This is a genomic window from Arthrobacter sp. YAF34 (genome assembly GCF_052113245.1).
Taxonomy (GTDB): Bacteria; Actinomycetota; Actinomycetes; order Actinomycetales; family Micrococcaceae; genus Arthrobacter.
Genome location: NZ_JBFRCV010000003.1, coordinates 202,483 through 217,837, shown reverse-complemented (window position 1 = coordinate 217,837; position 15,355 = coordinate 202,483). Strand labels below are relative to the sequence as shown.

10 protein-coding genes and 2 tRNA genes are annotated in these 15,355 nt (G+C 67.8%); 9 read left to right on the top strand and 3 right to left on the bottom strand.

From position 1 onward, the window contains the following. Positions 1-54 precede the first annotated feature (54 nt). Positions 55-1,428, top strand: a complete 1,374-nt coding sequence (locus tag AB4Y72_RS05485) for a glycosyltransferase 87 family protein (protein WP_441425133.1) — start codon at positions 55-57, stop codon at positions 1,426-1,428. Between the two features lie 19 nt (positions 1,429-1,447). On the opposite strand, the gene AB4Y72_RS05480 is transcribed toward AB4Y72_RS05485, so the two are convergent. After that, positions 1,448-2,635 carry an acyl-CoA dehydrogenase family protein gene (locus tag AB4Y72_RS05480; protein ID WP_441425132.1) on the bottom strand — a complete coding sequence of 396 codons (1,188 nt, stop codon included), beginning with the start codon at positions 2,633-2,635 and terminating at the stop codon, positions 1,448-1,450. 118 nt (positions 2,636-2,753) lie between these two features. Here AB4Y72_RS05480 and AB4Y72_RS05475 point away from each other — a divergent pair, with 118 nt between their 5' ends. From AB4Y72_RS05475 to AB4Y72_RS05450, 6 genes are all read left to right on the top strand, one after another. Next, on the top strand, positions 2,754-3,407 hold the full coding sequence (locus AB4Y72_RS05475; protein ID WP_441425131.1) for an MOSC domain-containing protein: 654 nt from the start codon (positions 2,754-2,756) through the stop codon (positions 3,405-3,407). A gap of 388 nt (positions 3,408-3,795) precedes the next feature. Next, a complete protein-coding gene (locus tag AB4Y72_RS05470) occupies positions 3,796-5,925 on the top strand; it encodes a DEAD/DEAH box helicase (RefSeq protein ID WP_441425130.1) in 2,130 nt (709 codons plus the stop codon). 234 nt (positions 5,926-6,159) lie between these two features. Beyond that, positions 6,160-6,231: transfer RNA gene (locus AB4Y72_RS05465), tRNA-Thr, on the top strand. Positions 6,232-6,293: 62 nt separating this feature from the next. Then, a tRNA-Met gene (locus tag AB4Y72_RS05460) sits at positions 6,294-6,370 on the top strand. A gap of 267 nt (positions 6,371-6,637) precedes the next feature. Next, positions 6,638-7,456 (top strand): membrane protein insertase YidC, encoded by an 819-nt coding sequence (yidC, locus tag AB4Y72_RS05455; RefSeq protein WP_441425129.1) that lies wholly within the window; start codon positions 6,638-6,640, stop codon positions 7,454-7,456. Next, complete coding sequence (locus AB4Y72_RS05450) at positions 7,453-8,112, top strand: NAD(P)H-binding protein (protein WP_441425128.1); 660 nt, start codon at positions 7,453-7,455, stop codon at positions 8,110-8,112. The genes yidC and AB4Y72_RS05450 overlap by 4 nt, the downstream gene beginning before the upstream one ends. Before the next feature lie 170 nt (positions 8,113-8,282). Here AB4Y72_RS05450 and AB4Y72_RS05445 read toward each other — a convergent pair whose 3' ends face one another. Beyond that, the gene (locus tag AB4Y72_RS05445) at positions 8,283-11,117 is read right to left on the bottom strand and encodes a M43 family zinc metalloprotease (RefSeq protein WP_441425127.1); all 2,835 of its coding nucleotides are present in this window, start codon (positions 11,115-11,117) and stop codon (positions 8,283-8,285) included. A gap of 205 nt (positions 11,118-11,322) precedes the next feature. Beyond that, positions 11,323-12,498, bottom strand: a complete 1,176-nt coding sequence (locus AB4Y72_RS05440; RefSeq protein ID WP_441425126.1) for an ROK family protein — start codon at positions 12,496-12,498, stop codon at positions 11,323-11,325. A 105-nt stretch (positions 12,499-12,603) separates the two neighbouring features. Here AB4Y72_RS05440 and AB4Y72_RS05435 point away from each other — a divergent pair, with 105 nt between their 5' ends. Beyond that, positions 12,604-14,310, top strand: a complete 1,707-nt coding sequence (locus AB4Y72_RS05435) for a glycoside hydrolase family 13 protein (RefSeq protein ID WP_441425125.1) — start codon at positions 12,604-12,606, stop codon at positions 14,308-14,310. A gap of 35 nt (positions 14,311-14,345) precedes the next feature. Continuing rightward, complete coding sequence (locus AB4Y72_RS05430; RefSeq protein ID WP_441425231.1) at positions 14,346-15,296, top strand: aldo/keto reductase; 951 nt, start codon at positions 14,346-14,348, stop codon at positions 15,294-15,296. Positions 15,297-15,355 lie beyond the last annotated feature (59 nt).

The window sequence follows — 15,355 nt, the reverse complement described above, 5'->3', positions numbered from 1 at the left end:
GACGGAACCGACCAAACGGCCAGCGTCTACACCAGCAGCCCGATTGGGGTAATCATGTCAGTGCTCGAATCCGACGAAAGCCCGGCGCAGCCCGCCCCAATGCCCTCCGTTCCGCAGCCGCCCATCCAGCACCTGCTCCGGCTCTCCGTCCTCGTGGCCATCGCCGGGGTGGCCTGGTTCATCTGGGTGTCGCTCGGCGTCTGGGCCAAGCATGGGCTGGACTTCAGCGTCTACTGGTACGCCGGCAAGATCCTCAACGACGCCGGCGCGGCCCCGTCGGACCTCTACTCGGGAAACGTGGACTGGGCCGGCGGACCGAAGCTGATGTTTACCTACCCGCCGTTCGCCGCCCTGATCTTCGGGCTGCTGGCCCGGTTACCGCAGGCGACGGCCCTGGCCCTGTTCAACGCGGCCGGTGCGGCCGTGGCGATCCTGGCCGCCGTCCGCGCAGTCCGGTACTGGAACGCCAAGACCTCCTGGCGCGCCACCTTCCGGGCTCCCGGCAACTGCTGGGCCGCCGCCGCGCTGGTCCTGGCGGTGCTCAATCTCGGTCCCTGGCGCGAAACGCTGGTGTTCGGCCAAATCAACATCCTGCTCATGGGACTGATCGCCGCGGACCTGCTTGTCCGCAACCCGCGCTGGACGCGCGGGTTCCCCGGCAGCGGCTTCCTGGTGGGCGTCGCCGCAGGCATCAAGCTGACACCCCTGGCTTTCGGACTGTACTTCCTGGTCCGCAAAGATTGGCGCGGACTGCTCAACATGGCTGCCGGCTTCGCCGTCACGGTGGTGATCGGCTGGCTGTTGCGCCCCGCGGAGTCCCTGCAGTTCTGGCTCCGGATGCTGCCGGACACGTCCCGGTTGGGCGGAGCAGGCTATGTGGACAACCTCTCGCTCAAGGGCGCGCTGCTGCACTTCGGTGTTCCCGAGGCGCACGTCACCGTGCCGTGGCTGGTGCTGAGCCTGGCAGTGGCGGCCCTGGGCGCCGCAGTCATCAAGGCCGCCAGCGACCAGGGCGCCCGCGTTGTCGCGGTGTCGGCGACGGCGCTCACCATGCTGCTGATCAGCCCGGTCTCCTGGTCCCACCACTGGGTGTGGGTCGCGGCGGTCTTCCCCGCGTTCGCGTGGACGCTGCGGGAAACCCCCCGCCGCTTTGCCGGGTTGCGCTGGACCATGGGCGGCGTGCTGGGCCTCTCGATCCTGGTGTTCCTGTTCTCGCCGAAGACCATCGGCACAGCCCTGGGTGCGGAAAACCTCGATGTCCAGACGCCCGGGTTGTGGATCATGGCCTCCAGCGCCGGGGTCTTCTGCGCCGTGGCCATCCTGGCGTGCTGGCTCGTTGCCCTGCGGCGGGAGTCCCTGGCGCCGGACCTTGAACTGCTGTCCACGCCCGTTACGGACCGGGACATCCGGGCGGCCTCAGCGCTCTGAGCGTCATCGTGGCCGCGGCCTAGCGGAAGGCGGGGAGCCCCGTAATGTGCTGGCCCAGGATCAGGGTGTGGACCTCGTCGGTGCCCTCGTAGGTGCGGACGGATTCCAGGTTGGCGGCGTGCCGCAGCGGGGAATAGTCCAGCGTGATGCCGTTGCCGCCCAGGACGCTGCGGGCCTCCCGGGCGATGCTGAGCGCTTCCCGGACGTTGTTCAGTTTGCCCAGCGAAATCTGCTCCGGCCGCAGCGCGCCTGCGTCCTTGAGCCGGCCCAGGTGCAGGGCCAGGAGGGTGCCCTTTTGGATTTCCAGGAGCATGTTCACGAGCTTCTCCTGCGTCAGCTGGTACCCGGCCAGCGGCTTGCCGAACTGCAGCCGCTCCTGGGCGTAGGCCAGGGCCGCCTCGTAGGAATCCCGGGCGGCCCCCATCGCACCCCACGCTATCCCGTACCGGGCCTCATTGAGGCAGGAGAACGGGCCGCGCAGCCCCTGCGCCGCCGGCAGCAGGGCCTCCGGGCCCAGCCGCACGCCGTCAAAGGTGATGTCGCACTGGATGGAGGCGCGCATCGACAGCTTCTGCCCGATCGGCGTCGCGGTGACCCCCGGACTGCCTGCCGGGACGAGGAAGCCGCGGACGCCGTCGTCGGTCATGGCCCACACCACCAGCACGTCCGCAACCGACGCGAGTCCGATCCAGCGTTTGGCGCCGTCCAGGACCCAGCCGGCGTCGTCGCCGGAGCCGTCGCGGCGGGCAAAGGTCTTCATCGATGCAGGGTCCGAACCGGCCGTGGGCTCGGTCAGGGCAAAGGCGCCGATCAGTTCGCCGGCGGCCATCCGGGGGAGCCACTCCTGCTTCTGGTCCTCGGAGCCCCACTTGTGGATCGCCGTCATGGCGAGGGAGCCCTGCACGGAGACGAACGTGCGGATGCCGGAATCGCCGGCCTCGAGTTCCATCGCGGCGAGGCCGTATTCGACGGCGGAGCGGCCGGGGCAGCCGTAGCCCTGAAGATGCATGCCGAGCACGCCAAGTTCGCCCAGCTCCGGGGCGAGCTCCAGGGGGAACACGGCGTCCTCGTACCAGCCGGCGATGCCCGGACGGATCCGTTGGTCCGTGAAATCGCGGACGCGCTCGCGCACGGCCAGCTCCTCGGCGCTCAGCAAGGCATCGATCGCCAGGACATCGGACACATCAGAAAGGGCCTCGTTGCTCATGCCAGCATCCTACGGCGGCTCCACCTACACCGCTGCGTCCGCCGCGGGGCCCAGGCTTGCGGGGGACCAGCCCCGGCGGAGCCCGGCCACGCATGCCCTGCAGGCCTACACTGGTGCCATGGAAACCGCATCTGTGCTTGCTGTCTGCCGGGTTCACCAGCTACTCGAGGATCCGGGCAGCGTCGGGGTCACCGCGATTGACAAGCGCCCTGTGGACGGGCCGGTGCGGGTGCACAAACTCGGCCTGCGCGGCGATATCCAGGCGAGCAGGATCCACCACGGCGGCGAAGACCAGGCCCTCTACGCGTATTCGCAGGACGACGCCGACTATTGGGCTGCCGAGCTCGGCCGGGAACTGCCGCCGGGCATCTTCGGCGAAAACCTGCGGATCACGGGTCTCAGCGCCTCCAACGCCGTGATCGGCGAACGCTGGAAGATCGGACTGGACGTCGAGGTGGAGGTCACCTCCCCCCGCATCCCCTGCGCCACGTTCCAGCGGCGGATGGGGGAGCCGCACTGGGTCAAACGGTTCAGCGAGGCCGGCAGGGTGGGCGCCTACCTCCGGGTGGTCCGGACCGGCAGCGTCGAAACCGGAAACAACATTCACCGGATCTTTGTCCCCACGCACGGCGTGACCATCGCGAAGTGGTTCGCCGACCCCACGATGGAGGACATGGAGGCCCTGCGCGACGCCGACGCCGACGGCGAGATCCGCCTCCAGCCCGAGTACCACGAACGTTTCGAGCAACTCCAGCGCCAGTTCGGGGCCTAGGCGTACCGCGCCGGTGTGCGCAAGCTCACCGGCCGCCGTCGGCCCCTCAGCTACCACTGTTCTGATTCATGCCCTACACTTGAAATATCCCCCACTCCGGAAATCCCTTATTCCTGCCCAATTCTTGAGGCAGGACTGGCAAGTGTTGGGGCCCGCAACTGTGATGCGGGCATTTTCATAGGGAGAGCCGGCAAAAGAAAACGCTGTACAGACTGCTGGGATAGCAGCCAAGAGATGCAGCGGGAAGTCCTGCCACGGGATTGCGAAAGCGCCGGACTTCTGTGACCCGCCGGTCAACCGTACGCCCGGCATTTCGTGTCACGCGTACTGCGGCTCCGCTCACCTCGGGTTGTGCCGCTTGGCCCCTATGGATGAGGAAATTTCACCTATGCCCGAAAATCAGAACAACTCCGTCGACACCGAACTCGCCACCGAGAACAGCCAGGCCGACGTCGAGACTTCTGAAACGGCTGCCCCCGCAGCCGGCTACGCCCCGGAATTCACCGAGGCTCCTGCGAACGTTGAAGCGCCGGCCGCCGAGGCCGCCCCGCAGGCTGACACCAAGAATGAAGCCAAGACTGAGGCCGCGTCTGCCCCGTCCAAGGACGAGGACACCGAGGACGAGGGCGTCAAGTTCGTAGACCTCGGCATCGACGGCCGCGTCCTGGCCGCCCTGCAGGACGTCGGCTACGAGAAGCCGTCCCCCATCCAGGCAGCAACCATCCCGCTGCTGCTCGAAGGCCGCGACGTCGTGGGCCTGGCCCAGACCGGTACCGGTAAGACTGCAGCATTCGCAGTACCGGCACTGTCCCGCCTGGCCGAGCTCCACGACCTCAACGGCCCGTCCCGCAAGACCCAGGCCCTGGTGCTGGCTCCCACCCGTGAGCTCGCCCTCCAGGTCGCCGAGGCCTTCACCTCCTACGCCAAGCACATCGACGACTTCACCGTCCTCCCGGTGTACGGCGGCTCCGCCTACGGTCCCCAGCTCGCCGGCCTGCGCCGCGGCGCCCAGGTTGTTGTCGGTACCCCCGGCCGCGTCATCGACCACATCGCCAAGGGGTCCCTCGACCTGTCCGAACTCCAGTACCTCGTGCTGGATGAGGCCGACGAGATGCTCCGCATGGGCTTCGCCGAAGACGTGGAGCAGATCTTCCAGCAGACCCCCGCGGGCCGCCAGGTTGCGCTGTTCTCGGCCACGATGCCGAGCCAGATCCGCCGGCTCTCCAAGCAGTACCTGAACAACCCGGCCGAGGTCCAGGTCAAGTCCAAGACCACCACGGGCGCCAACACCCGCCAGCGCTACCTGCAGGTCATGGGCCCGCACAAGCTTGACGCGCTGACCCGCATCCTCGAGGTCGAAGAGTTCGAGGGCGTCATCGCGTTCGTCCGGACCAAGATGGCCACCGAGGACCTCGCCGACAAGCTGCGCTCGCGCGGCTTCCAGGCCGCCGCGATCAACGGCGACATCCCGCAGCAGCAGCGTGAGCGCACGGTCGAGGCCCTGCGCGACGGCAAAATCGATATCCTGGTCGCCACCGACGTCGCCGCCCGTGGGCTGGACGTGGAGCGCGTCAGCCACGTGGTCAACTACGACATCCCGCACGACACCGAGTCCTACGTCCACCGCATCGGCCGCACCGGCCGTGCGGGCCGTTCCGGAGACGCGATCCTGTTCATGACGCCGCGCGAGAAGTACCTGCTGCGGTCCATTGAGAAGGCCACCCGCCAGCCGGTGGAGCAGATGCACCTGCCCACCGCCGAGACCGTCAACACGCTGCGCCTGGGCAAGTTCGCCGAGCGCATCACGGAGACGCTGGCGTCCGAGGACGTCGCGGCCTTCCGCGACCTCATCGCCTCCTACGAGGAAGAGCACAACGTTCCGGCCGCCGAGATTGCCGCCGCGCTGGCCGTCATGGCCCAGGGCGGACAGCCTCTCCTGGTCAAGGAACTGCCGGCCGCGCCCGAGTTCCAGAAGCGCGAGCGCTCCAAGGACGGCTTCGGCTCCCGCGGGCCGACCCGCACCCTGACTGAGGGCAACGCCACCTACCGGATCGCCGTCGGACGCCGCCAGCGCGTCATGCCGGGTTCCATCGTGGGCGCCATTGCCAACGAAGGCGGCATCTCCTCGGCCCAGATCGGCGGCATCGACATCCGCTCGGACCACTCCCTCGTGGAGCTCCCGGCGGACCTGAGCGCCGATCAGCTGAAGGCCCTGTCCCGCACCCGGATCGGTGGCGAGCTGATCCACCTCGAGCTCGACAACGGCCGCAAGCCCGCCGGTGACCGCGGCGCCTACCAGGGCAACCGCGGCGGCGACCGCGGCGGCTACTCCGGTGGCAGCGGCAACTTCAAGGGCAACGGCGGCTTCAAGCGCGAATTCCGCAAGGGCGACGGCGAGCGGTCTTCCGCTGACCGTGGCGGCCGCTCCTTCAGCGAGCGCTCCGAGCAGCGGAGCTTCGGCGCCGACACCCGCAAGCCCCGCAGCGAAGGCGGCTTCAAGCCCCGCAACAAGTGGTAACCACTAGCACCGTCTGAGAACGGGCCGGCTCTGCTGAGCCGGCCCGTTCCGGTTTAAGCATTCCGCTCACGTGTTCGCTTCGTCACACCCCGCGCGGACTACCCCTCGGGGGTGCCGTTTTAGGCTCCCCGGGGTGCCCCGGAAGCCCGGATTTCCGCCACTTTCAGCGGGTCCGACGTCGTCCGGCTGCCGATTTGTTGGTGGGCGAATCTTCCGGTAGAGTATTTACTCGTTGCCCCCCTAGCTCAGTGGTAGAGCGCGTTCTTGGTAAGAACGAGGTCACCGGATCGATTCCGGTGGGGGGCTCTGAATGAGGGCCTGTGTCAAGGCGGTTTTTGACCGGCTTAGCGCAGGTTTTCCTCATTTATGGCGGTGTAGCTCAGTTGGTTAGAGCGCACGACTCATAATCGTGAGGTCGGGAGATCGAGCCTCCCCACCGCTACCAGACAAGACCCCCGGAATCCTTGAGATTCCGGGGGTCTTTCTGGTTCCCGGACAGGATCGCCTGAGCCGGGTTAGGGGTTAGCGGAGTTAGCGGCCAAAGGGCGGATGCGGTCCGGGGGCACTTTGACACGGACACGCCGCGGACAGCAGGTCCAGGGGCCGGGATCGTGTCCAAAGGCGCCCCGGTCGGCGCACGGCGTTGCCCGGAGCTGCCACGCGAGGCAGTGACAAGCGCCCCCATTCGTCGTAGCTTGGCTGCATCTGACGGATGGGGATAACGGTGGACCTTGTGGGATCGATCTTGGCCCCGTTCAAATGGCTGGTCTCGGCCATCATGGTGGGCTTCCATGACGGGCTCAGTGCGATCGGCATGCCGGCCGCCAGCGGCTGGACCTGGACCTTGTCCATCATCGGGCTGGTGCTGGTCATCCGCGCCGCCCTGATTCCCGTCTTCGTCAAGCAGGTCAACGCCCAGCGCCGGATGCGGCTCCTGCAGCCGGACCTGAAGAAGCTCCAGGAGCAGTACAAGGGCAGGACCGACCCGCCGTCCCGCCAGGCCATGGCGCAGGAACAGATGGCGCTCTACAGGAAGCACGGCACCAACCCGTTCTCGGCCTGCCTGCCCATGCTGATCCAGCTGCCGTTCTTCTTCGCGCTCTTCCAGGTGCTCTCGGGCATCAGCTCGGCCGCCGGCCAAAACCAGGGGATCGGTGCCATGAGCGCCGAACAGGTCAAGCAGTTCGACGAATCCACCATCTTCGGGGCTCCGCTGTCCGCGTCCCTGCTCCACGGCAGCACCGCAGGCGGCGACCAAACGGCCGTGTGGATCCTGTCCATCGCCATGATCCTGGCCATGACGGCCTCGCAGTTCATCACGCAGAAGCTGATCCTGGCCAGGACCTTGTCCGAGGAAACCGTAGCGAATCCGCTCATGGCCCAGCAGAAGGTCATTCTTTATAGTCTGCCGGTCGTCTTCGGCGTCGGCGGCGTCGTCTTCCCTATCGGCGTCCTGATCTACTGGACCACCACCAACCTGTGGACCATGGGGCAGCAGTTCTTCGTCGGGTGGGACAGAATAGGTCCATGACGCGCATCGCAATCATCGGCGGCCACGGCAAAGTGGCTATGGAACTGTCCAGGAACCTCGCAGCGGACGGGCAGGAGGTCACGTCCTTCATCCGCAACCCGGACCACGCGGCCGACGTCGCCGCCTCCGGCGCCACGCCCGCGGTTCTGGACGTGGAGAATTCGACGACGGCGCAGATCGCCCAGGCCCTGCGAAACCACGACGCCGTCGTGTGGTCCGCCGGGGCCGGCGGCGGCAGCCCGGAGCGGACCTACGCCGTGGACCGGGACGCCGCGATCCGCTCCATGGATGCCGCGGCGGAGGCCGGCGTCGGACGCTATGTCATGGTGTCCTACTTCGGTGCGGGGCCCGATCACGGCGTCCCGGCGGACAACGGCTTCTACGCCTACGCGGAAGCCAAGGCCGCCGCGGACGCCTACCTGCGCGGTACGGGTCTTGACTGGACCATCCTGGGCCCGGGGACCCTCACGGACGGACCCGGCAACGGAATGATCGACGTCGACCCCGCCGATACGTCGGAGGGCACCGACACCGCCCGCGCCAACGTCGCCCTGGTGGCGGCTGCCGTCCTCGGGCTGCCCGTCACGATCGGGCGCACCATCGAGTTCCGGGACGGCACGCTGCCGCTCTCCGCTGCCCTGCAGCTCGACGCCTAGCAGTCTTGGCCGGCGCGTTGTCCTAGGGCCCCACCCTGGGGCCACAGTTCATCGTGGGCTGCTGCCGGCCACCGCGGTGGCCGGCAGCAGCGTGGCTCATGCTCCCAGAGTTCCTCGGATTCCCAGGACAGTTGCTGCTCTCACGAGGCCAACCGCATCGGGTTAGACGGTCAGGGGGTTACGACGCTGCCTTGAGCGGCAGACCACGTGATCGTTCCGTTTTGAAAGCGCTGGCTGCAAATGCCGCTGACCGTGGTGCAGTCCTCGGCTGAAGCCGGATAGCCAAGCCGGCCCCTCTCGTACCCAAGGCTGCCCCAGGTGGCGCGAATGGCACCCCAGGTGGCGAAAGCGCCCACGCCCGGCGCCCAGTGGATGGTGCCGCCCTGGAAGGTCTGGTAGCAACCGCCACCCAGGAGGCCGCAGATTTCGTTGCTGGTCGGGTAGCCGAGTTTGCCGTTTTCGTAGTTCAGGCTTGCCCACGTGGCGCGAATGGCGCCCAAGGTGGCGAAGGCCCCGGTGGCGGTTGATCGGTGGATGGTGCCGCCCTGGAACGTCTGGTAGCAGCCGCCCCCCAGGAGGCCGCAGGTTTCGTTGCTGGTCGGGTAGCCGAGTTTGCCGTTTTCGTAGTTCAGGCTTGCCCAGGTGGCGCGAATGGCGCCGGAGGTGGCGAAGGCTCCGGTGGCGGTTGATCGGTGGATGGTGCCGCCCTGGAACGTCTGGTAGCAGCCGCCCCCCACCAGGCCGCAGGTTTCGTTGCTGGTCGGGTAGCCGAGTTTGCCGTTCTCGTAGTTCAGGCTTGCCCACGTGGCGCGAATGGGACCGGAGGTGGCGAAGGCGCCGGTGGTGGTTGATCGGTGGATGGTGCCGCCCTGGAACGTCTGGTAGCAGCCGCCGCCCACCAGGCCACAGATTTCGTTGCTGGTCGGGTAGCCGAGTTTGCCGTTCTCGTAGCTCAGGCTTGCCCACGTGGCGCGAATTGGACCGGAGGTGGCGAAGGCTCCGGTGGTGGTTGATCGGTGGATGGTGCCGCCCTGGAACGTCTGGTAGCAGCCGCCGCCCACCAGGCCGCAGGTTTCGTTACTGGTCGGGTAGCCGAGTTTGCCGTTTTCGTAGCTCAGGCTTGCCCACGTGGCGCGAATTGGACCGGAGGTGGCGAAAGCGCCCACGCCCGGAGCCCAGTGGATGGTGCCGCCTTGGAACGTCTGGTAGCAGCCGCCGTTGACCAAGCCACATGTTTCGTTGCTGGTCGGGTAGCCGAGTTTGCCGTTTTCGTAGCTCAGGTTTGCCCACGTGGTGCGAATGGCGCCCCAAATGGCGAAGGCACCGGTGGCGGGCGACCACTGGATGGTGCCGCCTTGGAACGTCTGGTAGCAGCCGCCGCCCAGCAGGCCGCAGGTTTCCTTGCCAAGCGGGTAGCCGAGTTTGCCGTTTTCGTATCCCAAGGAGCCCCAGGAGGCACGGATCGCACCGACAGTGGCGACTGCGCCGGTGCTAGGCGTCCAGTGGACAGAGCCGCCTTGGAAACTTCTGTAGCACCCGCCAGCCTTTAGGCCGCACGCGACGGCGGAAGTCGGGCTACCCAGCGCAGGTGTGGCTGCAGCGACAGGGGCGATGGCTTTCCCGACTATCGAGAGTAGCGACTCAACCGTAACGCTTGCGGACGTGGAGGTGATCGCGTCAATAGATACCCGAGTGCCGGCGTGGGTGGTGAAGGTCTGCCCCGCTTGCCAGGCCTGGTTGCCACTGTAGTAAGCCGAATAGTATTTCACCGTGTTCGGCGGCAGGGCTATTGACCCGGCGCCCCAAGGCTGCACGATTTTGACGCCTTGGTTGCCGTTGACTGCGGTGGCAGCGTCGTTGCCCACGGGGAGTCGGAGTTCCAGGTAATAGGTCTCGCCGCTTACGGCGTCCGTGAATTTGACGGCCCGGTTGTTGTCCGTTCCGCTCCAGGCCTTGAGGGTGTAGGAGCTTTTCCCGGCCACTGTGCCGACGTTGAGGATCTCCTGACCATTGCCGAAGCCGCCGTATTCCCACATGGGTGAGCTGATAACTGGTTGACTTTGTTGGGAAGCACCCATCAGGTCGAGAGTGTCCCTATATTCCTGCCACGCGCAGTTCGGATCCGCAAACGAGCCGTCCGGGTTGGAAGCAACGTCCACGGCGCCGTCTGTGCAGTTAAGGGCGTTGGCGTGCATAAGTCCGAAGACGTGCCCGAATTCGTGCGTCAGGACGCTGTTGGTCAATGTCGCCGGGAGCGGCATGATGACCCGCCCGCTGAGGCCCTGGTAACTCCAGCCGGCGCCGTACGCGCCGTCGGACAGGGTGGGCGTGGACACGAAGACGACGAGGGCGGTAGTGGGGCTGGGCGTCCACCCGAGTTCCCCGGCGATCGTGTTCATCATGTCCGGGTATCGCTGCGTCGAGGTGGCCTTGCTGGTGCGGCTCTCCACCGTGGCCACGGTCATCGACAGCCGGCCGTTGGACATGGCCTTCCAATAGTTGCTGCTGGTGGTGATGGCAGCCTGTGCCGCTGCCTGCGGGATGGTTGCCTTCTTGTCGGCCAACTGGACCAGGACGAGGCGCACTTTGATGATGCCGGAGCGGGAAAGCGAGAAGGACTCCGTGGTCCGTGCCGTCGCCGAGGCGCCGGCAGGGGTGCCCTTCTTGCCGACCGGGGGCGGGTTCTCGAAAACGAACGGCTCGTCGGAGCCACCCACCGGGAGCGACTCCGCTGTCGTGAGCGGCGGGCTGACGCTGGCAGGGGCGGAGGGGCTTGGCGCCGGCTGGACTGTCTCCGCGACGGGAACCGGAGCAGGGCTGGGAGCCGGGGCCGCCGTGAGGGCCGGCGTCGGGGCTGCCGAAGCTGATGCGGTGGCCGTCGCTGGTGCCGTAGCGGTAGCCGTCGCGGCGGGCGCCGGCGACTGTTCGGCGTGGGCGAGCGCCGTGCCGGTCGCCGGGACCGAGGCCAAGGCAAGGACAAACGCGGCAAATAACGCAGTCTTCATCCGTAAAGAGTTCACGTTTATCTTTCATGAGACGGCCGCCCAGCCGACGTGTCAGCTGAACGGCCGCAAGAGACCAAAGTGAGGTCAGTCTACGGATGGCAGGCCGCAATATCGGGAAACCTGCGCCAAACTTGCGACTCGCGTATCCAATCGTTGCCGAATCTTGAGCAACCGCTCTTGGGAAAAGTAGCCACCCGGCAAGCGCTCAGCCGGCCGGCGCGAGCTCCAGCGCATTCGCCTCGACGTAGTCCAGCGCGTGCCGGACCGCGCCGACCGTGACGATCGCGTCGCCCAGCGGTGAGACCGTCACCCGCGGCGGGGTGGCGGTGAAGCGGGGGAGACACGCCGTGATGCCCGGCAGCAGGGCGCCGGCGGATTCGGCGACGGCGCCGCCGATCACCACCTGCTCGGGGTTGATCAGGCTCGCGATCGAGGCGATGACGCGCGCCATGCGTTCCGACATCCGGTCCAGGATCGCCAGCGCCGCCGCGTCTCCTGCGGCCGCGTCCTCGAAGACGCGCGGCGCGCTTGCGGGGCCGCCCGCGGACGGGCCGCCGCCCGCCGCGGACCACTGCCTGGCCAGGGCCGCGATGCCGTCGCTGGAGCCAACGCCCTCCACCATGTCCAGATAGCCCATCTCGCCGGCAGCCCCGCCGCGACCGTGGAGCAGCCGCCCGGATTCCATCACCCCGGCGCCCAGGCGTTCGCCCGCCAAAAGCACCACCAGATCGTCCACGCCCGCCCCGGAGCCGCGCCAGCGCTCACCGAGCGCGGCCAGGTTGGCGTCATTCTCCAGCAGCACCGTCCAGCCGTGCAGGTCCATCAGTGCCGAGCGTAGTCCGACGTCGAACAGGCTCCAGAACCGCTGGGTCACCAGCACGTTCCCGTCCCGGTCCACCGGTGCGGCGATCCCGGCACCGACGGCCAGGACCCTGGCCGGATCGGTTCCCGCGGCCTCCAGGGCCTGGCGGCAGGCGCGATCAATGACGCCGATGCGCTCCTCCGCAGGGATGTCCGCCGCGCGGAAGCTCTCGCTGGACCGGCCGATGACCGTGCCGCGCAGGTCGGCAACGGCGGCGGTGGTGGTCGCGGCGCCGATGTCGAGGCCCAGCACGAACCCGGCCTCCCGGTTGAAGGCAAACCGCCGGGCCGGGCGGCCCTTCCGCGGACTGCCTGCGTCGGTGCGGGGCTGGTCCAGTTCCACGATCCAGCCGCGGCTCATCAGGTCCTCACACACGGCGATCACCGAGGCGCGGGTCAGTCCGGTCAGGGCCATCAGCTCGGAGCCCGTGGCAACGTCGGCTCCGCGGATGTGCCGCAGCACGGCCTGGGCGTTGACGCGGCGCAGCAGCTGCGGCGTGGCGGCGGCTGCGTGCGGCATCACTTCTTGACCTCTTTCGATCCCGGACCCATAATTGTTCAGGCAATATATTTAGCTTGTATCTAAAATACCAGAAGCTCATTCCCGGCCCCGAAGGATCATCCCTTGTCCAACACCGCCACGCTGGCAACCCTGTCCGGTTCCGACCTCGCCGCCGACCCCAACTGGTGGCGCCAGGCCTCGGTGTACCAGATCTATCCCAGGAGCTTCTCCGACTCCAACGGTGACGGCCTGGGCGACATCAAGGGCGTCACCGCCAAGGTGCCGTACCTGAAGGAACTCGGGATCGACGCCGTCTGGCTCTCCCCGTTCTACCCCTCGGCGCTGGCCGATGGCGGCTACGACGTCGACGATTACCGTGACGTGGACCCCAAGCTGGGCACCCTGGCAGACTTCGATGAGATGTCTGCCGCGCTGCACGCCGCCGGCATCAAGCTGATCGCGGACATCGTCCCCAACCACTCCTCCGACCGGCACGAATGGTTCCGTGAGGCCCTGGCGTCCCCGAAGGGCTCCGCCGCCCGCGAGCGCTACATCTTCCGCGACGGCCAAGGCGAAAACGGCGAGGTCCCGCCGTCGGACTGGGAGTCGGTGTTCGGCGGCCCCGCGTGGGAGCGCATCACCGAACCCGACGGCACTCCCGGGCAGTGGTACATGCACATCTTCGCCAAGGAGCAGCCGGACCTGAACTGGGCCAACCGCGAAATCCGCGACGACTTCCTCAAGACACTCCGGTTCTGGTCCGACCGTGGTGTGGACGGCTTCCGCGTTGACGTCGCCCACGCCCTGACGAAGGACCTCACCGAGCCGCTCATCTCCAAGGTGGAACTGAGCGCGGCCAACACCGGCACAGACGGTTTCGCGGATGGCTCGCACCCGTTCTGGGACCGCGACGAAGTCCACGAGATCTACGCCGAATGGCGTGAGGTCTTCAACGAGTACAACCCGCCGCGCACCGCCGTCGCCGAAGCCTGGGTGCATGAGTCCCGCCGCGCCCGCTACGCCAGCCCGCAGGGCCTGGGCCAGGCGTTCAACTTCGACCTCCTGCAGGCCGACTTCGACGCCGGGGAGTTCCGCGAAATCATCACCCGGAACCTCGCAGACGCCACGGAATCCGGCGCGTCGTCCACATGGGTCTTTTCCAACCACGACGTCGTCCGGCACGCCACCCGCTACGGCCTGCCCAAGGGCGGCGGCAAGCACGCCCAGGGCCAGGACGGCAAGGGCTGGCTGCTGGCCGGCGCCCCGCCCGAAGAGCTCGACGTTGAACTCGGGCTGCGCCGGGCCCGCGCCGCCACCCTCCTGATGCTGGCCCTGCCGGGATCCGCCTACCTGTACCAGGGCGAGGAACTGGGCCTGCAGGAAGTCGCGGAGATCCCCGACGCCGAGCGCCAGGACCCCACCTTCTTCCGGAACAAGGGCGTGGAGATCGGCCGCGACGGCTGCCGCGTGCCGCTGCCGTGGGCCCCGGATGGGGCCTCGTTCGGTTTCGGCGACGGCGGAGCGCACCTGCCGCAGCCGGCCTGGTTCAGCCGCTACGCCGTCGCGGCACAAGACGGCGTGGAAGGGTCCACGCTGGAGCTCTACCGGCAGGCCCTGAAGCTGCGCCGCGAACTGCAGACCTCGGAGGAGCTGCAGTGGCTGGAGTCCGGCGCCGCCGACGTGCTGCGCTTCAGCCGCCCCGGCGGCTGGCAGGCAGTGACCAACTTCGGTGACGCACCCGTTGAGCTGCCCGCCGGTGAGGTGCTGGTCAGCAGCGGGCCGCTCGACGGCGGCATGCTGCCTGCCAACACCACCGTCTGGCTGCGGTGAGCCCCGCAACGACCGCTGCACCCGACGCGGCCGCGGTGACGCTTGGCCAGGAGCTCATCTACGGCTGCATGGGACTGGGCGGCAGCTGGTCGGCGGAGCCGTACTCGGCCGCGGATGTGGACGAGGCGGCTGCCGCCGTCGAAGCGGCCTTGGGCGCAGGCATAACGCTCTTTGACCACGCGGACATCTACCGCAACGGCAAGGCCGAGGCCGTTTTCGGCGAGGTCCTCTCCCGCGTCCCCGGGCTGCGGGAGAAGATCCGGCTGCAGACCAAGTGCGGCATCCGGCTCAACGAGCAGGGCCTGGAGGCGTATTACGACCTCAGCCGGGACGGCATCCTGGAACGGGTGAATGAAAGCCTGGCCCGGCTCCGGACGGACTACGTCGATGTGCTCATGCTGCACCGCCCGGATCCCCTGATGGACCCGGCGGAAGTCGCGTCCGCCGTCGGGCAGCTCATGGCCGAAGGCAAGGTGCGGGCCATTGGCGTGTCCAATATGTCCGGGCCGCAAATCGAGATGCTGCAGGACCGGCTTGAGGCCCCCGTCGTGGCCAACCAGCTCGAAATGAGCCTGCTGAAGCGGGCCTGGCTTGAAAGCACTGTGCTGGTCAACCATGCCGAGGGCACGGACTACAGCTTCCCGCACGGAACGGTTGAGCATTGTGTTCGGCGCGGCATAGGGCTGCAGGCGTATGGCTCGCTGGCCCGCGGTCTGTACACCGGGGCGCCGGCCGCCGAGCCGACGCCGGCGGAGGAGGCGACCGCCGCCCTCGTGGCCGCCCTGGCCGCGGAGAAGGGAACCACGGGGGAGGCGATCGTGCTCGGCTGGCTCATGAAGCACCCGGCCGGGATCGCACCGGTGATCGGCACCGCCAAGCCCGACCGGATCCGCGCCTGCGCCGGTGCCGCCGAGGCGGCCGCCGCCATGACCCGCGCCGAGTGGTATGGCCTCTGGGTGACGGCCAGGGGAAGCAACATCCCCTAGCCTGCATGTCCCCAACCAGTTGGCAGATGAGGCCGTTATGAGCGCTGAAAACGGCTCCT